At 61.0% G+C, this 22,811-nt stretch carries 16 protein-coding genes; 10 read left to right on the top strand and 6 right to left on the bottom strand.

Annotation, left to right across the window (positions count from 1 at the left end):
* Nucleotides 1-255 precede the first annotated feature (255 nt).
* Both RBH77_RS19695 and RBH77_RS19690 read left to right on the top strand, forming a co-directional pair.
* Nucleotides 256-2,058, top strand: a complete 1,803-nt coding sequence (locus tag RBH77_RS19695) for an IlvD/Edd family dehydratase (RefSeq protein ID WP_371832888.1) — start codon at nucleotides 256-258, stop codon at nucleotides 2,056-2,058.
* Nucleotides 2,059-2,391: 333 nt separating this feature from the next.
* Nucleotides 2,392-4,515 (top strand): SDR family NAD(P)-dependent oxidoreductase, encoded by a 2,124-nt coding sequence (locus tag RBH77_RS19690; RefSeq protein ID WP_311029260.1) that lies wholly within the window; start codon nucleotides 2,392-2,394, stop codon nucleotides 4,513-4,515.
* Nucleotides 4,516-4,640: 125 nt separating this feature from the next.
* On the opposite strand, the gene RBH77_RS19685 is transcribed toward RBH77_RS19690, so the two are convergent.
* Both RBH77_RS19685 and RBH77_RS19680 read right to left on the bottom strand, forming a co-directional pair.
* Nucleotides 4,641-5,882 (bottom strand): O-antigen ligase family protein, encoded by a 1,242-nt coding sequence (locus RBH77_RS19685; RefSeq protein ID WP_311029259.1) that lies wholly within the window; start codon nucleotides 5,880-5,882, stop codon nucleotides 4,641-4,643.
* Between the two features lie 29 nt (nucleotides 5,883-5,911).
* Entirely contained in the window at nucleotides 5,912-6,871 is a 960-nt protein-coding gene (locus RBH77_RS19680; protein WP_311029258.1) for an NAD-dependent epimerase/dehydratase family protein, read from the bottom strand.
* A gap of 297 nt (nucleotides 6,872-7,168) precedes the next feature.
* On the opposite strand from RBH77_RS19680, the gene cysD reads away from it, so the two are divergent.
* The 4 genes from cysD to RBH77_RS19660 all read left to right on the top strand — a co-directional run bounded on the left by cysD (nucleotide 7,169) and on the right by RBH77_RS19660 (nucleotide 12,065).
* Nucleotides 7,169-8,092, top strand: coding sequence for a sulfate adenylyltransferase subunit CysD (cysD, locus tag RBH77_RS19675; RefSeq protein WP_311029257.1), 924 nt, complete (start codon nucleotides 7,169-7,171; stop codon nucleotides 8,090-8,092).
* A 2-nt stretch (nucleotides 8,093-8,094) separates the two neighbouring features.
* Nucleotides 8,095-10,014 carry a sulfate adenylyltransferase subunit CysN gene (cysN, locus tag RBH77_RS19670; protein WP_311029256.1) on the top strand — a complete coding sequence of 640 codons (1,920 nt, stop codon included), beginning with the start codon at nucleotides 8,095-8,097 and terminating at the stop codon, nucleotides 10,012-10,014.
* Between the two features lie 31 nt (nucleotides 10,015-10,045).
* Nucleotides 10,046-10,849, top strand: a complete 804-nt coding sequence (cysQ, locus tag RBH77_RS19665; RefSeq protein ID WP_311032621.1) for a 3'(2'),5'-bisphosphate nucleotidase CysQ — start codon at nucleotides 10,046-10,048, stop codon at nucleotides 10,847-10,849.
* A gap of 103 nt (nucleotides 10,850-10,952) precedes the next feature.
* Nucleotides 10,953-12,065: a DegT/DnrJ/EryC1/StrS family aminotransferase gene (locus RBH77_RS19660; protein ID WP_311029255.1), complete on the top strand. Its 1,113-nt coding sequence runs from the start codon at nucleotides 10,953-10,955 to the stop codon at nucleotides 12,063-12,065.
* A 12-nt stretch (nucleotides 12,066-12,077) separates the two neighbouring features.
* Here RBH77_RS19660 and RBH77_RS19655 read toward each other — a convergent pair whose 3' ends face one another.
* The 4 genes from RBH77_RS19655 to RBH77_RS19640 all read right to left on the bottom strand — a co-directional run bounded on the left by RBH77_RS19655 (nucleotide 12,078) and on the right by RBH77_RS19640 (nucleotide 16,740).
* Nucleotides 12,078-13,085, bottom strand: coding sequence for an NAD-dependent epimerase (locus RBH77_RS19655; protein ID WP_311029254.1), 1,008 nt, complete (start codon nucleotides 13,083-13,085; stop codon nucleotides 12,078-12,080).
* Nucleotides 13,086-13,187: 102 nt separating this feature from the next.
* Nucleotides 13,188-14,468 (bottom strand): nucleotide sugar dehydrogenase, encoded by a 1,281-nt coding sequence (locus RBH77_RS19650; RefSeq protein WP_311029253.1) that lies wholly within the window; start codon nucleotides 14,466-14,468, stop codon nucleotides 13,188-13,190.
* A gap of 81 nt (nucleotides 14,469-14,549) precedes the next feature.
* Nucleotides 14,550-15,494 carry a carbohydrate kinase family protein gene (locus RBH77_RS19645; RefSeq protein ID WP_311029252.1) on the bottom strand — a complete coding sequence of 315 codons (945 nt, stop codon included), beginning with the start codon at nucleotides 15,492-15,494 and terminating at the stop codon, nucleotides 14,550-14,552.
* Between the two features lie 97 nt (nucleotides 15,495-15,591).
* Entirely contained in the window at nucleotides 15,592-16,740 is a 1,149-nt protein-coding gene (locus RBH77_RS19640) for an ROK family transcriptional regulator (RefSeq protein ID WP_311032620.1), read from the bottom strand.
* Between the two features lie 306 nt (nucleotides 16,741-17,046).
* On the opposite strand from RBH77_RS19640, the gene RBH77_RS19635 reads away from it, so the two are divergent.
* From RBH77_RS19635 to RBH77_RS19620, 4 genes are all read left to right on the top strand, one after another.
* On the top strand, nucleotides 17,047-18,078 hold the full coding sequence (locus RBH77_RS19635; RefSeq protein ID WP_311029251.1) for a sugar ABC transporter substrate-binding protein: 1,032 nt from the start codon (nucleotides 17,047-17,049) through the stop codon (nucleotides 18,076-18,078).
* Between the two features lie 120 nt (nucleotides 18,079-18,198).
* Entirely contained in the window at nucleotides 18,199-19,275 is a 1,077-nt protein-coding gene (locus RBH77_RS19630; protein ID WP_311029250.1) for an ABC transporter permease, read from the top strand.
* A complete protein-coding gene (locus RBH77_RS19625; protein WP_311029249.1) occupies nucleotides 19,272-20,057 on the top strand; it encodes an ATP-binding cassette domain-containing protein in 786 nt (261 codons plus the stop codon). The genes RBH77_RS19630 and RBH77_RS19625 overlap by 4 nt, the downstream gene beginning before the upstream one ends.
* A gap of 266 nt (nucleotides 20,058-20,323) precedes the next feature.
* Nucleotides 20,324-22,795, top strand: coding sequence for a glycogen/starch/alpha-glucan phosphorylase (locus RBH77_RS19620; protein WP_311029248.1), 2,472 nt, complete (start codon nucleotides 20,324-20,326; stop codon nucleotides 22,793-22,795).
* Nucleotides 22,796-22,811 lie beyond the last annotated feature (16 nt).

Genomic DNA, 22,811 nt, shown 5'->3' with positions numbered 1-22,811 from the left:
AACAAGGCGGAATCCTCGCTTTCACGCGACGTGTGGCCTGGGAGCCTATAGCCGCGGGCGGGGATGATCGGTGTCAGCGAAGCATGTGGCCGCAGATGCTCCGCAATCATTTGCACTGAAGCAGACTCAGGGATAATCATTGCGCCGTGAGGCGAGCGGGTCCGGTATTCGGAGCGTGCCCGGCTTCAGCGACATATCAATCAGTGCGTGCGGCAGCTCATGGCTTCGAACCGCCGCCGTGAAGAGGCATCGATGATGAAGAATGGAATGGCGCGTCGGCGGTTGCGTTCGCAGGAATGGTTTGACAATCCCGACGATCCCGGAATGACCGCTCTCTATATAGAACGCTACCTCAACTATGGCCTCACCCGAGCGGAACTCCAGTCCGGCAAGTCGATAATCGGCATCGCCCAGACGGGATCCGACCTTTCCCCCTGCAACAGGCACCATCTGGAATTGGCCAAGCGCGTGCGCGAGGGCATCGTGTCGGCGGGAGGGATCGCTTTCGAGTTCCCTTGCCATCCCATCCAGGAGACAGGCAAGCGCCCCACCGCCTCGCTTGACCGTAATCTGGCCTACCTGTCGCTGGTGGAGGTGCTCTACGGCTACCCGCTCGACGGGGTGGTCCTCATGATCGGCTGCGACAAGACCACGCCGGCCCTTTTGATGGCGGCGGCAACGGTGAATATTCCTGCGATCGCGCTGTCTGTTGGCCCGATGCTGAACGGTTGGCATCGGGGCGAGCGCACCGGTTCAGGCACGATCGTATGGAAATCGCGCGAGCGCCTGGCCGCCGGCGAAATCGGCTATGACGAGTTCATGGATATCGTCGCTTCGTCCGCCCCCTCGACCGGTTATTGCAATACGATGGGCACCGCGACCACGATGAATTCGCTCGCCGAAGCGCTCGGCATGCAGTTGCCGTGCTCCGCCGCGATCCCCGCGCCTTATCGCGAGCGTGGTCAGATGGCCTATGAAACGGGAAAGCGGGCGGTGGCCATGGTCGAGGAGGATCTCAAGCCTTCCGACATCATGACGCGCGAGGCGTTCGAGAACGCCATCGTCGTCAATTCCGCCATCGGCGGCTCGACCAACGCGCCGATCCACCTTAATGCGATCGCACGTCATCTCGGCGTGCCGCTCGACAATGACGACTGGCAAGCCGTCGGCCACAAAATACCGCTGCTGGTCAATCTGCAACCGGCGGGTGAGTATCTTGGCGAGGACTATTGCCATGCCGGCGGCGTGCCGGCCGTCGTCATGGAACTGATGAAGGCAGGGCTGCTGCCGCACCCGGAGGCGGTGACCGCCAACGGCAAGACGATCGGCGACAATTGCGCGGACGTGGAGAATCTCGACCACAAGGTTATTCGGACCGTGGCCGACCCGCTCGTGAAAAGTGCCGGGTTCATCAATCTTAAAGGTAACCTCTTTGACAGCGCTATCATGAAGACGAGCGTCATCTCGGAGGAGTTCCGCAACCGTTATTTGTCGAACCCGGGCGATCTCGAAGCGTTCGAAGCCAAAGCGGTCGTCTTCGACGGGCCCGAGGACTATCACAAGCGCATCGAGGACCCGACGCTCGGCATCGACGAGCATACGATCCTGTTCATGCGCGGCGCCGGGCCGGTCGGCTATCCGGGCGCGGCGGAGGTCGTGAACATGCAGCCGCCCGCCAGTCTCATCAAGAAAGGCGTCCACGCGCTTCCATGCATCGGCGACGGGCGGCAGTCCGGCACTTCGGGCTCGCCTTCGATCCTGAATGCCTCGCCTGAAGCCGCGACGGGTGGCGGACTGGCGCTGCTGAAAACGGGGGATCGCGTCCGTATCGACCTGCGCAAGGGAACCGCAAACATCCTGATCGACGACACCGAACTTGCCCGCCGTCGCGAGGAATTGCAGAAGGCGGGAGGATACCACTATCCCGCTCACCAGACCCCCTGGCAGGAGATCCAGCGCGGTATGGTCGACGAACTCGCGGCGGGCATGATCCTCAAGCCGGCGGCCAAATACCGGCGTATCGCTCAGGAAAAGGGCATTCCGCGAAACAACCATTGAAGACAGCCACCGTGACATTCACTGCGACTGAGCAGACCGCAAAATTTATGACCACGTGGGCGTCCTTAGTGTTGACTTGACGACGGAAGCTTCGGGAAGGGAGAGCGAAATGGCGACCTGGAACTTCTTTTGTACCCACGTTCGGGACGGAAGAACTATTCTCTCGGATCTTCTATTCGCCAAGATCCGCCTGTTTGAGTATGATGCATTGAAGGTGCCTTCGACACGGGCACACAGGAACAGTTAGTCTGATAGATGCGCTCATCCGTACCATCCCTCTCAAACCTTCGCCCTTCCCTGCGGCGCTCGGTTATCATGTTCATGGACATTATCATGATCATGATCTCGGTACCTCTCAGCCTGCTGCTTTCCAATTCGTATCTCTCGTTCAATCCCCTTTCCTGGTATGGTGTGATCGGATGGTTTTTGATTGGTATAGCTGGCCATCTCTTTCTCAGGTTGAATGGGTTTTACAGGATGATGTGGCGGTTCGCATCGACTCCTGATTTCTATAATATCTTAAAAAATTGCGCTATACTGACAATAGGATTGTATTGCACGACACTCATCATTAGATCCGTACAACCAATCACTGGATTGAATGAGCGTGAATTTATTATTTTCTTTTTCGTTACATTCGCGTTCATCGCGACCCCCAGATTGTTCTATCGTTATCTTAGAGAGGGCGCGGGTTGGTTTTACGGAAGCGATGCCGCTTCCGGAAGAGAGTGGAAGCGGGCTTTGTTTTTGGGATCGCTTGAAGAGGCGAATGTCCTCATCAGCTATACCCGTGCCAATCTCCATGATTTCACGCGCATCATCGGCATCATAACCAACGATCCCCGGGCGGCTGTCGGCGCGAATATTCAGAGCGTGCCGATCGTAGGCCATGCCCATCGGGCGTCTCAGACCCTGGACGAATATTTCAAGGACACCGAAGGCGTAGACATCGTCATTTTTGGCCATGAGGCCGACAAGACTTTTCCCTATTTCCCGGAACTGGTCCGCATCGCGCGCAGGGGCGGAGCATCGGTTGAGCAGTTTACAGGCCTTTCCAATTTAAGACGCGGCGGCAAGCTCACTTTGGAAAGAGTCGAGATGGAGACCATCCTTCGCCGTTCGACGGTTCCGTCAGATCACAATCGCCTCGCCTCATTTATGAAACAAAAGAGGGTGCTCGTCACCGGCGGCGCGGGTTCGATCGGCAGGGTTCTCGTCAAGCGCGCTCTGGATCTGGGCGCGGAAGCGGTATTGGTTGCCGATATTTCCGAATTCAATATCTTCAGCCTCCAGGCCGGCTACATAGCGGAAACCGATTTGCCGCGGGTGACGCTGCGCATTCTCGACATCCGTGACGAGCGCCAGCTTTCATTGGCTGTAAAGGCGTTCCGGCCCGACGTCATCTTTCACGCCGCGGCGCTCAAGCATGTGCCGTTGCTCGAGGAGAATTGGGACGCCGCAATCAAGACGAATGTTTTCGGCACGCTGAACTGCGTCAAAGTCGCGGTAGAGTGCGCGGTTTCCCAGTTCGTGCTGATTTCGAGCGACAAGGCGGCCGATCCGCGATCAATGCTTGGCCTGACGAAATTAATGGCCGAATACATTACCAGTGGCATGCGTTCCCGGCATTCCACAGATGCGTCGACGAATTTGATCGGCGTGCGGTTCGGTAACGTGTTCGGAAGTGATGGTTCCGTATCCACCATATTCCAGGCTCAAATCGATGCCGGCGGGCCGGTGACCGTCACCGATCCATTGATGACGCGCTACCTGATGACGATCGGCGAGGCGGTCGATCTCGTCATAGTCGCTGCAGCCGCTTCCGCGTTGGAGCGCCGAGACGTGAGCCACGGCATCTACATGCTGGACATGGGCGAGCCGGTCTCGATCATGACCGTGGCGGAAAACATGATCAGGCTTGCCGGCAAGAGGCCCTACCAGGACATCGACATCGTCATAACAGGGATGCGTCCGGGAGAGAAGTTGCACGAATCGCTCTGCGCGCCCGGTGAACAGATGCTTGATGTAGGTGCGCCAAATATCTTTGGACTGCGCACCCGCGTCTTCGGCTGGGAGGATATCCAAACGGTTCTCAATGGGCTCGGTGCTGCCTTGCGCGATGGCGACAAGCAACGGGCGCGAACGACCATGGAGGAATTTTGCAGCTTCGAGGATGGAGCGCGCCCGTCGGAACCGGCAAACGGCCCGCAGTCGGGACAGTGCGGCGTGAACGGTCATTCCACATCCGATCTCAGGGAAGCCGTGGCGGATTCCTCCGCCGGACTGGCGCAGGCTATCTCTGATGGCGAGCCTGCGCTGTCGGCGGGCAACGGAAAGAGTTTGCCGCATGCATCGTCTGTCATCGCTCTGAACGGGTCGCATCCTTCGTCCGTGCCGGAACGGCCGGGCGAGACGCGTCTACCCTCTGCCCCTATGATCGGAAAAGCCGGTTCCTGAAGCATCCCGAAAACGGACACCGGTTTCGGGAGAACGGCATGCGCAAAATCAGGAAGCTAAAGCGCATGGGGCGAATCTGAACGATCGCGACGCGTTTTAAAGTAGAACCCAATTCCGCCGGAAGATCATCCACCCCCGGAGCGCGAGCCAAGGGCAGGCTCGCCCGAGATGCGGATTTCGCGGGCCGACGTTGCGCCGAACACCAGATAGGCTCCCGTTATTGTCGAGATCATGAACAGCGCGTCCATGATGTCCTGACCGAACATGATGCCTATCGCGCCGGAGAGAAGGAATGCGATTTCCATTCCGGCCAGGAAGGCGAAGCCGTAGGTTCCGATCTCATCTCTTTCGTGCCGTGCCGCCAGGATCAGTGGCGCGAAGATCATCGCCAACACGATCAGGATTCCGAGGATGCCGTCGCGAACGGCATAGTTCAGGAACACATCGTGGTAGTGAGTGTATACTAAACTGTGGCCGATCAGCTTGAGGCTGCGTTCTGCGAGCAGCGGGCCGGCGTTGCCAGGGCCTTGGCCGAAGATAGGCGCTTCCTCGAAAAGTTCCGTGCCCACGCGCCATATCACCAGCCGGCGCCCGAAGGATCCAGAATAATTGTTGGCATCTAGGGCGGTGGTCACATCCTGGACGGCGAGTTCCACCCGTCTTTCGATAAAATCGGCAGACAACACACCGATGCAGGCCGCGAGCACGAGTAAAATTGCGGCGGTGCGGCCGAACCCTTGCGACAGGAAGTGTTTTCGATAAATCAAAAAAACGACGATCGGCGCGATAAATAAGCCGGGCCAAAGAGCTCGCGTGCCGGAGAGGAGGATACACGCTCCCGATGCGCATATGGCCGCAACCATGAGTAAGCGCCGCCTGCCATCGGCGCGCAGGCAGCCGAGCCAGAGGACAGTATAACCGACCGTACTGGCGACGGCGAACGGGACGGCATTGCCGGCGCCTCCTTCGGCGCGCTCGTGAAGGACAAGCATCTGGAAAAGAGAGAAAAGAAGGGCGACAAACGCGCCTATGACTGCGGCGGTTTCGAGAGCATCCCGCATGTCTTCCCGCGACGAGACCGACAGGCGCGAGTAAAGCGGCAGGAAAGACAGGAAGACGAAATTCTCGACGATCTCCTTCAATGTCGGCATGCCGTTATAGGAGATGAAGCCGCAGAACGCCTCGACCACGAAAAAGAGAGCCATAACCAGGGCAAGCATGCGGGCCTGCGGCACACGCGACAATGGAAAGTCGCGGCGGAGGAGGCGTATGACAGCCCACAGAAAAGCCAGCGTCACAAGGACACTCGTCCCGCTGCCGATGACGGCCGAGCATGCCACGGTCCCGCCTATGGCGATCCTGTTCATGACGTCCATCGAAGGAAGGGCCAATCTTTTCAGGGTTCTGCTCCGTTTAGCGGCGGGCGGGCCAGGGCCATGAGCCCGCTGACGCTGTTTTCTGTAGCTATCCAGCCTGTATCTTCAAGTGCGGAGGGATCACAGATCTCTTCGGTAAACATCCCCAGCAACGCCTGCCTCTGTCCAGTAAGCGAAGCGAAGGTTTCGAGCAGGGCCGGCGGCAGGTAAAAGAGGCCGGACGAGCGGCCCGCGCCGTGTCGAAAAGCCGCGATGATTTCCGGGATCGTTACCGGCTTTCTGTCGCTGACGATATAGGCGCCGCTGACAGGCGTCGGATTGGCAAGGGCGTGGATGATGGCGCGGCCGAGCGCCTCGACATCGAGCAGGGAGCGGCGGTTTGCAAGACCAGCGAGTGGGAGCGGGTAGGGCATCCCGGCGAGCCGCAAGAGCTTGCCCAGATTTCCTTTCATTCCGCGTCCGTAGACGGGTGCCGGCCGCAATATCGTCAACCTGTCCGCCGAATTGGCGAATATTTCCGAGGCGGCTATTTCCCCGGCTCGCTTCGAGCGTCCGTAAGAACAGGACGGAGCGGGCGGCGTAGACGCCCCCACGGTGCCTCCAAAACCCTGGCCGACGACGGCGCGGATAGATGATATGAAGACGAACCGGCCAGGGATCACCCGATGAGCTACAGCCGCCAGCCTTTCGGTCAGCCGCGCATTGGCGTTCATGAAATCGTCTTCGCCTGCCGTCGCATTCCCATTGTTCAATGCGGCCGCGTGAATGGTGTGGACCGCGCCGGCAAGAGCCTTCTCGAATGCCTCGTTCGGCGCGTCAAAGGGGGGAAGGATCGCCGAGCGCGATCCATCCCCCGGAAAAAGATTTCTCGACAGGCGACGTACCGTAAAACCGGACTCGCCCAGTTGACGCACGACCGCTTCGCCCACCGGCCCGCGAGAGCCCGTTACCGCAACAATGGGATGGTGGTTGTCAGCCATACGAGCTTGCCGGATCGCACCAGATGAAGGGGCGGGCCAAAACAGCGTTCATGCCTCTCACCGGCTTTTCTCTCCTTGCCAACCTAACAGTGACCATGCTCCCGGTCGAGCCTCGTGGGGCCGATCGACCATTTTGCGGACGCGGGGAAAAAGATTGCGCGAGCAACCGGTTTTACGCAAAAGCCCTTCCACAAAAGGCACGTTGGCTGCCTTCGTCTCCTTGCCACTGAAAGGGTGAAGTGAGAGGCTGCACGCGATTTATGGCCGGGTCCGGCCAGAGAAACTGGAAATCCTTCGATGCCGCAAAGCTCGGCCCTTCTACGCCCGCTCACCCATCTGGATCGCCTTGAAGCGGAATCCATTCATATCTTCCGCGAGGTAGCTGCCAATTTCTCAAAACCGGTGATGCTTTATTCCATCGGCAAGGATTCTTCCGTTCTCCTGCATCTCGCGATGAAGGCCTTCTATCCGGCAAAGCCGCCTTTCCCGTTGCTGCACGTCGATACGACATGGAAATTCCGCGAGATGATCGCCTTTCGCGATCGGATGGCCGCGGAACTGGGGCTCGATCTCATCGTCCACATCAACGAGGAAGGCGTTCGCGATGGTGTCAATCCGTTCGACCACGGTTCGAATTTCCACACCCATCTGATGAAGACCGTCGCCCTGCGCCAGGCATTGGACAAATACGGTTTCGACGCCGCCTTCGGCGGGGCCCGCCGCGACGAGGAAAAGTCACGCGCCAAGGAAAGGATATTCTCCTTCCGCAATTCCGCGCACGGCTGGGACCCCAAGAACCAGCGGCCGGAAATGTGGAGGATTTACAATACGCGGATTTCACCGGGCGAATCGATCCGGGTGTTTCCCTTGTCGAACTGGACCGAGCTCGACATCTGGCAATACATCCTGCGCGAGGGAATTCCGATCGTCCCGCTTTATTTCGCGAAGAGACGGCCGATCGTCGAACGTGACGGCATGCTCATCATGGTTGATGACGATCGAATGAAACTACGTGACGGCGAAAGGATTGAGGAGCGGATGGTCCGTTTCCGCACATTGGGCTGCTACCCGTTGACCGGCGCGATCGAATCGGAAGCCGAAAACCTGGAAGCCATCGTGGAGGAGATGCTTACGGCACAGACGTCGGAGCGGCAGGGCAGGCTCATCGACAAGGACGAGTCCGGGTCGATGGAGAAGAAGAAGCGCGAAGGATATTTTTGACCTTGCAACAGCACCTGACGATCGATCCGGCGGAAGACGTAATCGCCGTGCGTGATTATCTGGCCGGCCAGGAACAGAAGACGCTGCTTCGCTTCCTCACCTGCGGCTCGGTGGACGACGGGAAATCGACTCTGATCGGCCGGCTGCTCTACGATACGAAGCTGATCTTCGAGGACCAGTTGTCGGCGCTCGAGCGCGATTCCAAAAAGCATAGCACGGCGGGAGACGACATCGATTTCGCGCTGCTTGTCGATGGGCTGGAAGCCGAGCGTGAGCAGGGAATCACCATCGACGTCGCCTACCGTTTCTTCGCCACACCGAAGCGCAAATTCATCGTCGCCGATACGCCCGGCCACGAGCAATATACCCGCAACATGGCAACCGGCGCATCCACGGCCGATGCGGCGGTCGTGCTGGTGGATGCAAGACAGGGTGTGCTTCGCCAGACGCGCCGCCACTCGATCATCGCCTCGCTGCTCGGCATCCGCCATGCGATCCTTGCGGTCAACAAGATCGACCTCGTGGATTTCGACCGTGCGACCTTTGAAAGGATCGCTGGGGAATATGAGGCCTTTGCCGGGAATCTCGGCTTCCGGACGGTGACCGCGGTCCCGCTTTCAGCCCGCCATGGCGACAATGTCACGCGGCCTTCCGAACGGACGGCCTGGTACACCGGTCGGGCACTTCTCGATTGGCTGGAGAACCTCGTTCTCGATGACGAGGTGAAGGAGCGTCCGTTCCGTTTTCCGATCCAGTATGTGAATCGGCCGAACCACGATTTCCGTGGCTTTGCCGGTACTGTCGCTTCCGGGGAGGTGTCGGCAGGTGATGCCGTGGTCGTCGCCAAATCGGGCCGTCCGTCGCGGGTCAGCCGGATCGTCGCCTATGATGGCGATCTCGACAGGGCTGTCGAAGGGCAGGCTGTCACCATCGTGCTGGAGGACGACATAGAGGCCTCGCGGGGCAATATGCTCGTTGCTCCCGATGCTCGCCCCGAAGTCTCCGACCAGTTCACGGCCAACATCGTCTGGTTCAACGAGCATGCGCTCCTGCCGGGACGCTCCTACCTGCTGCGCACCGAAACCGATCAGGCGAATGCCGCCATTACAGAACTCAAATACCGAATCGATATCAACAGTTTCGCTCACGAAGCGGCGAAATCGCTGGAGATGAACGAGGTCGGCGTCTGCAACATCTCGCTGCAGTCCCCCATCGCCGTCGATCCCTTCGGCGAGAACCGGGCGACCGGGTCGTTCATCCTGATCGACCGCCGTACCAACGCCACGGTCGGCGCCGGCATGATCGTGCACGGATTGCGCCGCGCGGGGAATATCCATTGGCAGGCGCTGGATGTCGACAGAAGCGCGCGCGCGGCATTGAAGGCTCAGCGGCCTTCGGTACTCTGGTTCACCGGCCTCTCCGGCTCCGGCAAATCGACCATCGCCAACCTTCTGGAGAAGAAACTGCATGCCGCTGGCCGTCACACCTATATCCTCGACGGCGACAATGTTCGTCATGGCCTGAACCGTGACCTCGGTTTCACCGAGGAGGATCGTGTCGAGAACATCCGCCGTGTCGCCGAGGTCGCCCGCCTGATGGCCGACGCGGGGCTGATCGTGCTGGTTTCCTTCATCTCGCCCTTCCGCGCCGAGCGGCGGATGGCGCGGGAATTGATGGGGGAGGGCGAATTCGTCGAAATCTTTGTCGATACGCCCTTCGAGGAATGCGCCAGGCGCGACCCGAAGGGCCTGTACAAGCGGGCGCTGAACGGCGAGATCAAGAACTTCACTGGTGTCGATTCGCCTTATGAGGCACCTGAGAACGCGGAAGTCCATCTCAACACCGAAGGAAGATTGCCCGAGGAAATGGTCGAAGTGCTGGAAAACTGGCTTGCGCGGCACGGCCTTGCCGAAGGCGGCTGAAGTGGCGATCTCGGAAGTTGACGGCGCGGCAATGCTTGCCGTCTTCGAGAATCTGGCGCTCGCCGCCGGCCGCCGGATCATGGAAGTCCGAACTGCCGGCATCGTCGCGGAACTGAAGTCCGATTCCTCGCCGGTGACCGAGGCGGACCGCGCCGCAGAAACGATCATCCTCGAAGGCCTTCGCAACTCCTTTCCAGATATTCCCTGTGTGGCGGAAGAGGAATGCGCTGGCGGCGGCGCGCCGGGCGATCTCGGCGAAGCGTTCTTCCTCGTCGATCCACTTGACGGAACGAAGGAATTCGTCGGTGGAAACACCGATTTCACGGTGAACATCGCACTGATCCACGATGGCGCGCCCGAACTGGGCGTCGTTCTCGCGCCGGCTACCAGCAGGATGTTCAGCGGCCGGCTGGACGGCGCCGAGGAGATTTCTGTCGGACCTGATTTCACGATTGTGTCGCGACACGCCATCGCCGTGCGCTGCGATATCCATCCCCCTCTCATCGTGGCCAGCCGCTCGCATCGTACGACCGAGACGAACGCCTACATTTCCCGATTCGACGGCGCGGAGACCATCTCGGTGGGGTCGTCGCTGAAATTCTGCCTGCTGGCGAGCGGCAAGGCCGACCTTTATCCGCGTTTCGGCCGTACGATGGAATGGGATACCGCGGCCGGCGATGCTGTGCTGCGGGCGGCCGGCGGCATGACTTTCACCCTTGACGGCAACCCTCTCACCTATGGCAAAAGAAACCAGCTGGAAGACGTCGATTTCGCCAATCCGTGGTTCATCGCCCGCTGCGATGGCTCCATGCGACCGATTGTCTTCACGAATTGAAACACTTGCTGGTCTAGATTGATCGCCACTCTCAAGACTTGAATCGGCTGCCGGTCTATCAGCCGAAAAGTCTCACCCACTTACCAGCCCATCCGGAGTTCCCATGCAATTCATCGATCTCGGCGCGCAGCGCGAAAGGCTGAAGGATCGCCTGCAACGCGCGATCGACGAGGTTGTCGCCGGCGGCAAATACATACTCGGTCCGCAGGTCGCGGAATTCGAGAAAAAGATGGCCGCCTATATCGGCGTCGAGCATGTCGTTGCCTGTGCCAATGGCACCGATGCGCTGCTTATGCCGTTGATGGCATACGGCGTCGGGCCGGGAGACGCGGTGTTCGTGCCGAGCTTCACCTTCGCGGCGACGGCCGAGGTCGTAGCGCTTGCTGGCGCGGAACCCGTGTTCATCGATGTCGACCCCGACACCTACAATATCGATACTGCCCAGCTTGAGGCGGCAATCGCCGAAACTCGCAAGGAAGGCCGCCTGACGCCAAAGGCGATCATTCCCGTCGACCTGTTCGGTCTGTCGGCCGACTATTCGGCCGTTGCCTCACTCGCCGACAAGGAAGGGCTGATCGTCATCGAGGACGCGGCACAAGCCATCGGCGGCGAGCGTGAGAATGTCCGTTGCGGAGCGTTTGGCGATGTCGCCTCGACCAGCTTCTATCCGGCCAAGCCGTTGGGCGCCTATGGCGACGGCGGCGCCATGTTCACCAACGATGCCGACCTTGCCGAAAAGCTGCGTTCCATTGCCTTCCACGGCAAGGGCGAGAGCCAGTACGACAATGTCCGTATCGGCCTGAACTCACGCCTCGACACGCTTCAGGCGGCGATCCTGATCGAGAAGCTAGCGATTCTCTCCGACGAGATGGAAGAGCGCCAGAAGGTGGCGCGGCGCTATGCGGAGGGACTGGGCGATGTCGTCAAGGTTCCGGTGATCCCGCGCGGCTACCGCTCGGCATGGGCGCAATATGCGATCGAGACGGAGCGTCGGGATGCGGTGCGCGCCGCGCTGAAGGAAGCCGGCATCCCCTCGGTGGTCTACTACGAGAAGTCGCTGCATCTGCAGAAAGCCTATGAGCACTATCCGCGTGCGTCGGCCGGCCTGCCTGTGTCGGAGACTTTGCCCAACCGTATCCTCTGCCTGCCGATGCACCCTTACCTGTCGGAAGCCGACCAGGGCAGGATCATCGAGACGATCCGCAAGGCTGTATAAGAGGCCAGCCGGTCAGGCTCCGTAATATTCCCGATACCACTCCACGAATCTGGCGATCCCGTCCTCGATCGGCGTCGAGGGCGAGAAGCCGACCGCGTCCCGTAGCGCGTCGATATCGGCATAGGTGGCCTCGACATCGCCCTTCTGCATCGGCAGCATGTTCATCTTCGCTTTCTTCCCGACAGCCTTTTCGATCGCGGCGATGAAATCGAGCAGTCTGACCGGCTGGTTGTTGCCGATATTGTAGAGTCGGTAGGGCGCCGAGGAGATGGCTGGATCCGGTGCCTCCGGATTCCATTTTCCGGAAGGTGTTGCGATACGGTCGGACGCTCGTACTACTCCTTCCGCTATATCGTCGATGTAGGTGAAATCTCGCCTGTGATGGCCGTGGTTGAAGACATTGATCGGCTCGCCTGCGAGTATGTTGCGGGTGAACATGAACAGCGCCATGTCCGGCCGCCCCCATGGCCCGTACACGGTGAAAAAGCGCAATCCCGTCACCGGCAGTCGGTAGAGATGCGCGTAGGAATGCGCCATCAGTTCGTTCGCCTTCTTGGTGGCGGCGTAGAAGCTGACGGGATGGTCGACATTGTCGGAAACGGAGAAGGGAAGCTTTTCGTTCGCTCCGTAAACTGAACTCGACGAGGCATAGACCAGATGCTTGACGCCGGAATGGCGGCAGCCCTCGAGAATGTTCAGGAAGCCGACGAGATTCGACTGGGCATAGGAGTCGGGGTTTTCGATGGAGTAGCGAACGCCGGCCTGGGCGGCGAGATGGATCACGGTAGCGAAGCGCCCTTTCGCGAAGAGCCTCCTCATTTCTTCCGTTGCGGCGATATCCTGCCGAAGGAAAGAAAAACCTTTCCGCCCTTCCAGGCGAGCGAGGCGGGCAAGCTTCAGCTTCGGATCGTAATAGTCGCTGATATTGTCCAGCCCGACCACTTCGTCGCCACGGTCAAGCAGTCGATGCGCGACGGCGGCGCCGATGAAGCCGGCGGCGCCGGTGACGAGTACGGTCATTTCCTACTCCTCAGAGCACGCATCGATCCTGTCGCGGACATCTCTGATCCATATCCCTTTCAAAATCAAAGGCATCCGGCGGAAATGTGAATCACCCTCTTATCAAAGCCGAAGATCGCTGTCCTCGACAGGAAAGACGCTTTTCACATCGAAGAAGATGCCGCCGGGCACGAGGTATCGGCGCAGTGCCTCGGCGCCCAGCGCGCGGAAGCGCTGGTGCGCAACGGCAAGGATCACGCCCTGATACGCGCTTTCCACCGGTTCCTCGACGAGCTGGATGCCGTATTGCCGCTCCGTCTCGCCGGCATCCGCCCACGGATCGTGGACATCTACGGCCATGCCATAGGCCGAGAGTTGCCGCGCTACGTCGATGACGCGCGTGTTGCGGATATCGGGACAGTCCTCCTTGAAGGCGAAGCCCAGGACGAGCACCCGCGCGCCGGAGCGGTTCATGCCGCGCGAGGCAAGCATACGCAGGAAACGGCCGGCGACGGCCTCGCCCATGGCGTCGTTGATGCGTCGGCCGGCGAGGATGATCTCGGGGTGGTGGCCGACTTCCTGCGCCTTATGGGTCAGATAATAGGGGTCGACGCCGATGCAGTGTCCGCCGACAAGCCCTGGCCGGAATGGCAGAAAATTCCATTTTGTGCCGGCAGCATCGAGCACGGCGGCCGTGTCGATGCCGAGCTTGTCGAACAGCGTGGAAAATTCGTTGACCAGTGCGATATTCACGTCACGCTGCGTGTTTTCGATGACCTTGGCGGCTTCCGCGACCCGGATCGAGGGCGCGCGATACGTCCCGGCTTTCACGACCGCGCCGTAGACTGCTTCGATGATTTCCAGCGTCTCGGGCGACGAGCCCGAGACGACCTTTACGATCCTGTCGATCGTATGTTGCTTGTCACCGGGATTGACCCGTTCCGGACTGTAGCCGGCGAAGAAATCCTCATTGAAGCGAAGCCCGGAGGCACGTTCGATGACCGGCACGCAGTCTTCCTCGGTGGCGCCGGGATAGACGGTCGATTCGAACACCACGATATCGCCCCTGCCGATCACTTTCCCAACCGTCTCGCAGGCCGCCATCAGGAGGCGCATGTCAGGCCGCTTGGCGGCGTCGATCGGCGTCGGGACCGTTACCACATGGAAATTGCATTGGGCGAGATCGTCGGGCGAGGCGGTGAAGTGCACTTCCGTGCGCGCCAGCGCTTCCGGCTCGACCTCCAGCGTCCGGTCGATGCCGTTCCGCAATTCCTCGATGCGCCTTGTGTCGTGGTCGAACCCGGTAACCGAAAAGCGCTCGGCGAAAAGCACGGCAAGCGGTAGCCCGACATAGCCGAGCCCGATAATGCCGATGCGGATGTCGTCCAGTTTCGCCACGTCCAACCGGTTCCGTTTACGCCCGGTTGCTCATAGGCGATCTTTGGCAATGAATTCAAACGGATTCAGGGAGCCTCGTCGCTCGTCTCAGGCCGTTGCTACCGGGAGCGCATCCAACTCGTGCCGCCAGGGCGGGTTAGCGCCGGCACGCGAGACGGTGACGGCGGCGACCTGCACTGCGAATTCCAGCGCCTGCCGGATGGAATCTTCGGAAAGGGCGGCAACGGATTCTTTCGAGAGCAGGCCGGAACTGTCGAGCGATGCGAGGATGCCGGCATTGAACGTGTCGCCGGCGCCGACCGTGTCGACGATATCGACCTTGCGGGCGGGTACGCTCATCTTGCCATGCCGGGAGTAGGCGTTGGCGCCGCGCGCTCCATGTGTCACCACGATCAGCTTCGGGCCTCGTTTCAGCCAGCCGGAGGCCGCCTCGTCCTGCGATCCCGCCTCGCCGAACCAGTCGAGATCCTCGTCGGAGAGTTTTACTATGTCGGCCATGTCGATCATGCGGTTCAGCCGCGCCATATGCACCGGCTTGTCGGGGATGAAATCGCGCCGGATATTCGGATCGAGCATCATGACGCGGTCCTTGCGCTCGCGCCGCATCAAGGCTTCGTAGGTCGATCCGCAAGGCTCGGCAATGAGCGTCATGCAGCCGAAGAGCATCGCCTTGATGCCCGCATCGAGCGCCGGCAGATCGGATTCCAGCAGCATGCGCCCCGCGCTGTTCTCGTCGAAGAACGTGTAGCTCGCCTGTCCACCCACTAGGCGAACGAAGGCGAGCGTGGTGTGATGGTCCGAGATATGGGCATAGCGCGTATCGACATGGCTTTCCGCGAGTGCTGCCTTGAGCATCTTACCGAAGAAATCGTTTGAAAGTCCGGTGAGGAGTCCGGCAGGCGCCCCGACGCGCCCGAGTGCGATAGCGCTGTTGAACAAGGCGCCGCCGACATAGGGCGCGAATGCTGGTTCGCCGTTCGGGGTCTGGCGTGGCAGCATGTCGATGAGCGTGTCACCGCAACAGAGGATCATACGAATCCTTCCTTCGAGCGCGGAGCACACGTCCCGCAGTCTTGAGATTTCGGCAAGGCAGTCGAACCTCCGTGGATATTCGCGGACATTTGCACCTTCACGATGCGCCCGACAAGGACGCCGCGCCGATCAGGAAGCGCTCGGAGAGCGGCAGGCTGGCGCCGCCGAGCGCGCGGGCATGATGGCCGACCGTACCCTCGCGGATCTCAGGCAGGCTGAGGCCTTCCGCGTCGAGCCTGGTAATTTTCTGGCGGATTGTGTTGACGAGGCGAGAGCGGACGTCGAGCGGCATCCATCCATCCACCACCGCCGCCTCGAAGTCGATCACCGAGGAAGCAGCTAGCGTGGCGTATGCGAGTGCGCCGGCCGCCGCCTCGATCCAGTTATCGAGGGCATCGCCCAGATCGCCCCAATCCTCGGGCGAGGTCCATAGATGCGAGGAGTCCTTGCCGTTTGCGTTCAAGGCGCGTTCGAGCACGGCGATGGAAGCGACATCGATCAGTTGCACCGGCTTGCCCGCTTCTCCCGGCACCGGCATCGAGCCGAGCGCGCCGGCATTGCCGGTCTGGCCGGCGAAAACGCTTCGGTTGATGGCGACGCCGCCGCCGGCGAAGGCGCCGATATAGTAGTAGACGAAATCGCTAAGGTCCCCGGCTTTTCCGAAGACGAGTTCCGCGTTGCAGGCTGCCGTGGCGTCGTTCTGCAGATAGACGGGGAAGGGGAGTTCGGCGGCGAGGTCGATGCGGATGTCGGTCTTGCGCCAGGCGTCCATCACTTGCCGCGGCGCGCCGGCCGCGTCGGCCCAGTTCCACAATTCGAAGGGGATGGCGATGCCAAGCCCGCCGATCCGCCGCTCCTGTTCGCCGCTCAGCCCGGATCGCATCTCGGCGATGCCTTTGCGCACGAAAGCGATCGTCTCTTCCGGTTGCGGGTAGGGATAAGGATGGTGGAGCATCGCTCGCACCCGGCCGAGGAAATCGATCAGGACGAGATCGGCGCTACGCCGCCCGAGCTTCAGTCCGAGGAAATAGGCGCCGTCGGGATTGAGCGACATCGGGATCGACGGTTGGCCGACCTTGCCACGCACCGGCGCGCCGCGCACCAGGAGCCCGTCTTCCTCGAGGCCGCGCATGATGACCGAGATCGTCTGCGCGGAAAGGCCGGTGACGCGCGCTATCTCCGTCTTTGCGAGGCTGCCTTGCTGGCGCACAAGTGTCAGCACGAGCCGCTCGTTATAGTCGCGCATGCCGCTCTGGTTGGTGCCGCGATGGAAGCGGCTGTCACCGGACGACCGTCCGGCCTGTATGGCGCTTTCGCTCCCCACGCGGCCTCCCAAAAGGGTATCGACTGACGGGTTTTGATCAGTCCCGCCCTGACAAGCATCGCCTTCTAATCCATGCCTGTCAATAATAATTCATTTTGATTTATATATTGACAGAAGCGAAGGGCTGGTATTTTCTTTGTCTTCATCCGGCGCTGAGATGGCCGGGTGCCGGCTTGCCGCGCCCTGCGGGCGAGATGTCCGCTCCATATGTCCACTGGGAGGATCAAGATGAGTAGGTTCACATTCACGAAACTTGCCGTTGCGGGCGCCGTCGCGCTCGGCGTGATGGCGGCCAGCCCCGCATGGGCCGCCGATATCGTCGGCCTGATCACCAAGACCGAAGGCAATCCCTTCTTCGTCAAGATGCGCGAGGGCGCGCAGGCGAAGGCCAAGGAACTCGGGCTCGACCTCCGCACCTTCGCCGGCAAGTATGATGGCGACAATGACAGCCAGGTCGCCGCGATCGAGAACCTGATCGCCGCCGGCGCCAAGGGTTTTGCCATCGTGCCGAGCGATTCCACCGCTATCGTGCCGACGATCAAGAAAGCGCGCGATGCAGGCCTGCTTGTCATCGACCTCGACACGCCGACCGATCCGATCGACGCCGTCGATGCCACCTTCGCGACGGACAATTTCAAGGCCGGCCAGCTTATCGGCGAATGGGCGAAGGGCACGCTCGGCGACAAGGCCAAGGATGCCAAGATCGCCTTCCTCGACCTCGCCACCAATCAGCCGACGGTCGACTATCTGCGCGACCAGGGCTTCATGCAGGGCTTCGGTATCGATATCAAGGATCCCAAGCACTACGGCGACGAGACCGATCCGCGCATCTGCGGCCACGAGATGACCGGCGGCGCCGAGGATGGCGGGCGTACGGCCATGGAGACGCTTCTTCAGAAGTGCCCCGACGTGAACATCATGTACACGATCAACGAGCCGGCCGCGGCCGGCGGCTACCAGGCGCTGAAGGCGGCCGGCAAGGACGACGGCTCGGTTCTGGTCGTTTCCATCGACGGCGGTTGCCCGGGCGTGAAGAACGTCAAGGCCGGTGTCATCGGCGCGACCTCGCAGCAATACCCGCTGAAGATGGCGGCGATGGCGATGGAGGCGATCGCAAAATTCACCAAGACCGGAGAAAAGCCCAAGCCGACCGAAGGCAAGGATTTCACCGACACCGGTGCCCAGCTCGTCACCGACAAGCCGGTTAACGGCGTCCCTTCCATAAGCACCGAGGAGGGCCTGAAGCTCTGCTGGGGCTGACCCTTTCCTGATCCGGCCCCGGAGGTTAGGCTTCCGGGGTTAGACTGAAGCAAACAGGGGAGTCGGAGTGCCGGCTCCCCGAACGGTCCCGCGATAAGGGGCCCTCAGGAGGAACGGGGAATGGATGAAGACGCGCGCGGTTCGACGCTTGCCGAAAGCGGCCTTCAGGGCGCGGATCAGTCCGTAGCGAGCTTCGAGGAGGAAGCGGTCACGCTCATAAAGCGGCTCCAGCATTTTCTCCATGAATTCCCGACCGCCGTTCCCTTCATCGTTCTCATCATCGGCATCCTGATCTTTTCCTTCACCGCCGGCGGCAAGTTCTTCGCGCCGTTCAACCTTTCGCTGGTCCTCCAGCAGGTGACGATCATCGGCATTCTCGGCATCGCCCAGACGCTGGTGATCCTCACCGCCGGCATCGACCTTTCGGTCGGCGCCATCATGGTGCTTTCCTCCATCATCATGGGCCGCCTCGCGGTCGTGTGGGGATGGCCGCCTGAGATCGCCTTCCTGCTCGGTTTCGTGGCGGGTATTGCCTGCGGTTTCATCAACGGCGTGCTGGTGGCGGTCATCAAGCTGCCGCCCTTCATCGTCACGCTCGGCACTTGGAGCATCTTCGGCTCGATGGTCATCTACGTCTCGCATTCCGAGACGATCCGCGCGCAGGACATCGACCAGATGGCGCCGATCCTGCACTGGACAGGCAACCGCATCATCTTCGGCCATGGCGCGCTGATCACCTATGGCTCGATCCTGATGATCGTGATCGCTATCGCCTGCTGGTACATCCTCAACCGCACGGCGTTCGGCCGCCACGTCTATGCCACCGGCGACGACCCGGAGGCGGCGCGCCTTACCGGCATCAACACCGGTGCGACGCTGGTCGGCGTCTATACGCTTGCCGGCTTCATCTGCGCCATCGCGGCATGGGTGTTGATCGGCCGCATCGGGGCGGCGAGCCCGCTCGGTAACCAGACCGCCAATCTCGACGCCATCACCGCCGTGGTCATAGGCGGAACGTCGCTCTTCGGCGGCCGCGGCTCGCTGGTCGGCACGCTTGTCGGAGCGCTCATCGTCGGCGTCTTCCGCAACGGTCTGGCGCTCTCCGGCGTTGAGGTGCTCTGGCAGGAGTTCGCCGTCGGCATCCTGATCATCATTGCCGTCACCATTGACCAGTGGATAAGGAAGATTTCCGTATGAACGCTGTGACGCCCGTTCTGGCGGCCAAGAGTCTCGTCAAGCGCTACGGCCGCGTCGTAGCCCTCGACAATGCCGATTTCGACCTCATGCCCGGCGAAATCCTGGCGGTGATTGGCGACAACGGCGCCGGGAAATCGACGCTGATCAAGGCGCTGTGCGGCGCGGTCAATCCCGACAGCGGCGCGATCGAGCTGAACGGAAAGCCGGTTCATTTCCGCTCGCCGATCGAGGCGCGTCATGCCGGCATCGAAACCGTCTACCAGAACCTTGCGCTTTCGCCGGCCCTGTCGATCGCCGACAACATGTTCCTCGGCCGCGAGATCCGCCAGGAAGGATTTGTCGGAAAGTTCCTGCGCCGCCTCGATCGCTCGAAGATGCAAAGAATAGCCCGCAGCAAGCTCTCCGAGCTTGGTCTGATGACCATCCAGAACATCAACCAGTCGGTCGAGACGCTCTCGGGCGGCCAGCGGCAAGGCGTGGCGGTGGCGCGCGCCGCCGCCTTCGGTTCGAAAGTGATCATCATGGATGAGCCGACCGCGGCGCTCGGTGTCAAGGAATCGCGCCGCGTGCTGGAACTCATCCTCGACGTCAAGAAGCGCGGCCTGCCGATCGTGCTCATCTCGCACAACATGCCGCATGTCTTCGAGGTGGCCGACCGCATCCACATCCACCGCCTGGGCAAGCGGCTCTGCGTCATCGACCCGAAACAATACACCATGTCGGACGCGGTCGCCTTCATGACCGGCGCCAAGGTTCCGCCCGAAGCCGCGCTGGCAGCTTGACTTTACGGTTTGGTCGGCGCGTTTCTGATAGGCAGGGCAGGACGTTCCAGTCTAGTAATGCCGACGGCATTCACGTCTGATTGTTCTCTGTCCGGTGCGTCCTTCGAGGCTCGCTCCGCTCGCACCTCAGGATGAGGGAATCGGAGCCTGCTCTCATCCCGAAGCTAGAACTCGGGTAGAGAGAGGATGTGGACAAGCGCCTGCCGTCCTCATCCTGAGGTGCGAGCGGAGCGAGCCTCGAAGGACGCACGGAAACAAGAAAAAGCATGACCAGCGCCACCCAGCCCGTTCCCTCCCAAGCCGCACCCGACGCCAAAACGCTGGCCGCCGAGATCCTTTCGTGCCTTACCTATCGGATCGGCAAGGACCCGACCGTTGCGACCCAGTACGATTGGCTTTCCGCCACCATCAAGGTGGTGCGCGACCGGCTGATCGAGAAATGGATCGCCTCGACCAAGAAGGCCTACGAAGAGCAGTCGAAGCGCGTCTACTATCTCTCGCTCGAATTCCTGATCGGGCGGCTGATGCGCGACGCCATATCCAATCTGCGCCTGATGGACGAAGTGAAGAACGCGCTTTCGTCGCTGGGCGTCGATTTCGACATCATCGCCGCTCTTGAGCCCGACGCCGCACTCGGCAATGGCGGCCTCGGCCGACTTGCCGCCTGCTTCATGGAATCGATGGCGACCGTCGACATTCCCGCCCACGGCTACGGCATCCGCTACGCCAACGGCATGTTTCGACAGGAAATCTCGGACGGTTGGCAGGTGGAATTGCCCGAGACGTGGCTCGACCATGGCAACCCGTGGGAGTTCGAGCGGCGCGAGCGTTCGATCGAGATCGGGTTCGGCGGCATGGTGGAGGCCGTGCCGGGTAGTGACGGGCGGCGCATGGCGTGGAAGCCGCAGGAGCGCGTGCTGGCCGTTGCCTACGACACGCCGGTCGCCGGCTGGCGGGCGAAGCGCGTCAATACGCTTCGCCTATGGACCGCGATGTCGGTCGATCCGATCCTGCTCGACCGGTTCAACGCCGGCGATCATGTCGGCGCCTTGAGCGAGAGCACGCAGGCCGAAACGCTGACCCGCGTGCTCTATCCGGCGGATGCGACGCCAGCCGGTCAGGAACTCAGGCTGAGGCAGGAATATTTCTTCTCCGCCGCCTCGCTGCGCGACATTCTCGACCGCCACCTGCACGAATATCCCGACCTCACTTCGCTTCCCGACAAAGCGGCGATCCAATTGAACGATACGCATCCGGCCGTAGCCGTGCTGGAACTGATGCGGCTGCTGGTCGACGTCCACGATTTCGAATTCGATGCGGCATGGGACATCGTACGTCGCACCTTCTGCTACACAAACCACACGCTTCTGCCCGAAGCGCTGGAAAGCTGGCCCGTCCCTCTTTTTGAAAGACTGCTGCCCCGGCACATGCAACTTGTCTATGCGATCAACGCCAAGCTGCTGCTCGATGCCCGGCGCGAAAACAGCTTCGATGATGGGCAGATCAGCGCCATCTCGCTGATCGATGAGAACGGCGAGCGGCGCGTGCGCATGGGCAATCTCGCCTTCGTCGGCTCGCATTCGGTGAACGGCGTTTCAGCACTTCATACGGAGCTGATGAAGAAGACGGTCTTCGCGGACCTGCATCGCCTCTATCCCCGCAGGATCAACAACAAGACCAATGGCATCACACCGCGCCGCTGGCTGCAGCAATGCGACCCCGGCCTTTTCTCGCTGGTCAGGCGGACGATAGGTGACAGTGTACTGGACGATATCGATGCGCTCTCCGGCCTGAACGCCCATGCCGACGATCCCGGGTTTCAGGAGGCGTTCGCGGAAGTCAAACGCGCCAACAAGGAGCATCTGGCCAAACTGGTGCGCGAGCGGATGGGGATCGACCTCGATCCGTCGGCGCTGTTCGACATCCAGGTGAAGCGCATCCACGAATACAAGCGCCAACTCCTGAATATCGTCGAGACCGTCGCGCTCTACGACCAGATGCGCTCGCATCCTGAAAAGGACTGGGTGCCGCGCGTGAAGCTTCTGGCGGGCAAGGCGGCGCCGACTTATCACAACGCCAAGCTGATCATAAAGCTCGCCAACGATTTGGCCCGAACGGTCAACAACGATCCTTCGGTGCGTGGGCTGCTGAAGGTCGTGTTCGTCCCGAACTACAATGTCAGCCTGGCGGAAGTGCTGGTGCCGGCGGCCGATCTGTCGGAACAGATCTCGACGGCGGGCATGGAGGCGTCCGGCACCGGTAACATGAAGTTCGCGCTGAACGGCGCGCTCACCATCGGCACGCTCGACGGCGCCAACATCGAGATCCGCGAACATGTGGGCGCGGAGAATATCGTCATCTTCGGCCTGACCGCCGAGGAGGTCGCCGAGCGTCGTCGCAACGGCTACAACCCGCGTGAACTGATCGAGCGCTCGCCGGAGCTTTCGCAGGCGCTGGCGGCAATCGCCTCCGGCGTCTTTTCACCGGACGACCGCGACCGCTACGCCGGCCTTGTCGGCGGACTTTATGAGCACGACTGGTTCATGGTCGCCGCCGATTTCGACTCTTACGCCGCCGCGCAGCGCGATATCGACGATCTGTGGCTGAGACCGCGCGACTGGTACGCCAAGGCGATCCGCAACACGGCGAACATGGGGTGGTTTTCTTCCGACCGTACCATCCGCCAATATGCATCGGAAATCTGGAAAGTGCCCTATAGTTCAGTACAGGGAAATTAGAAGTCAGTTGCAGGGA

The organism is Mesorhizobium koreense (assembly GCF_031656215.1).
In the GTDB taxonomy this organism is placed as follows: Bacteria; Pseudomonadota; Alphaproteobacteria; order Rhizobiales; family Rhizobiaceae; genus Mesorhizobium_L; species Mesorhizobium_L koreense.
The sequence above is the reverse complement of the archived record's forward strand: the minus strand, read 5'-3'. Positions and strand labels throughout refer to the sequence as shown.

Excerpts from the sequence above, each read along its gene's own strand:
- RBH77_RS19655 (WP_311029254.1), bottom strand. The coding sequence starts at position 13,085 with ATGACCGTACTCGTCACCGGCGCCGCCGGCTTCATCGGCGCCGCCGTC.
- RBH77_RS19625 (WP_311029249.1), top strand. The coding sequence starts at position 19,272 with ATGAACGCTGTGACGCCCGTTCTGGCGGCCAAGAGTCTCGTCAAGCGC.
- cysD (WP_311029257.1), top strand. The coding sequence starts at position 7,169 with ATGCCGCAAAGCTCGGCCCTTCTACGCCCGCTCACCCATCTGGATCGC.
- RBH77_RS19690 (WP_311029260.1), top strand. The coding sequence starts at position 2,392 with ATGATCATGATCTCGGTACCTCTCAGCCTGCTGCTTTCCAATTCGTAT.
- RBH77_RS19620 (WP_311029248.1), top strand. The coding sequence starts at position 20,324 with ATGACCAGCGCCACCCAGCCCGTTCCCTCCCAAGCCGCACCCGACGCC.
- cysQ (WP_311032621.1), top strand. The coding sequence starts at position 10,046 with ATGCTTGCCGTCTTCGAGAATCTGGCGCTCGCCGCCGGCCGCCGGATC.
- RBH77_RS19680 (WP_311029258.1), bottom strand. The coding sequence starts at position 6,871 with ATGGCTGACAACCACCATCCCATTGTTGCGGTAACGGGCTCTCGCGGG.
- RBH77_RS19630 (WP_311029250.1), top strand. The coding sequence starts at position 18,199 with ATGGATGAAGACGCGCGCGGTTCGACGCTTGCCGAAAGCGGCCTTCAG.
- RBH77_RS19660 (WP_311029255.1), top strand. The coding sequence starts at position 10,953 with ATGCAATTCATCGATCTCGGCGCGCAGCGCGAAAGGCTGAAGGATCGC.
- RBH77_RS19695 (WP_371832888.1), top strand. The coding sequence starts at position 256 with ATGAAGAATGGAATGGCGCGTCGGCGGTTGCGTTCGCAGGAATGGTTT.
- RBH77_RS19685 (WP_311029259.1), bottom strand. The coding sequence starts at position 5,882 with ATGAACAGGATCGCCATAGGCGGGACCGTGGCATGCTCGGCCGTCATC.
- RBH77_RS19645 (WP_311029252.1), bottom strand. The coding sequence starts at position 15,494 with ATGATCCTCTGTTGCGGTGACACGCTCATCGACATGCTGCCACGCCAG.
- RBH77_RS19635 (WP_311029251.1), top strand. The coding sequence starts at position 17,047 with ATGAGTAGGTTCACATTCACGAAACTTGCCGTTGCGGGCGCCGTCGCG.
- RBH77_RS19640 (WP_311032620.1), bottom strand. The coding sequence starts at position 16,740 with ATGCGCGACTATAACGAGCGGCTCGTGCTGACACTTGTGCGCCAGCAA.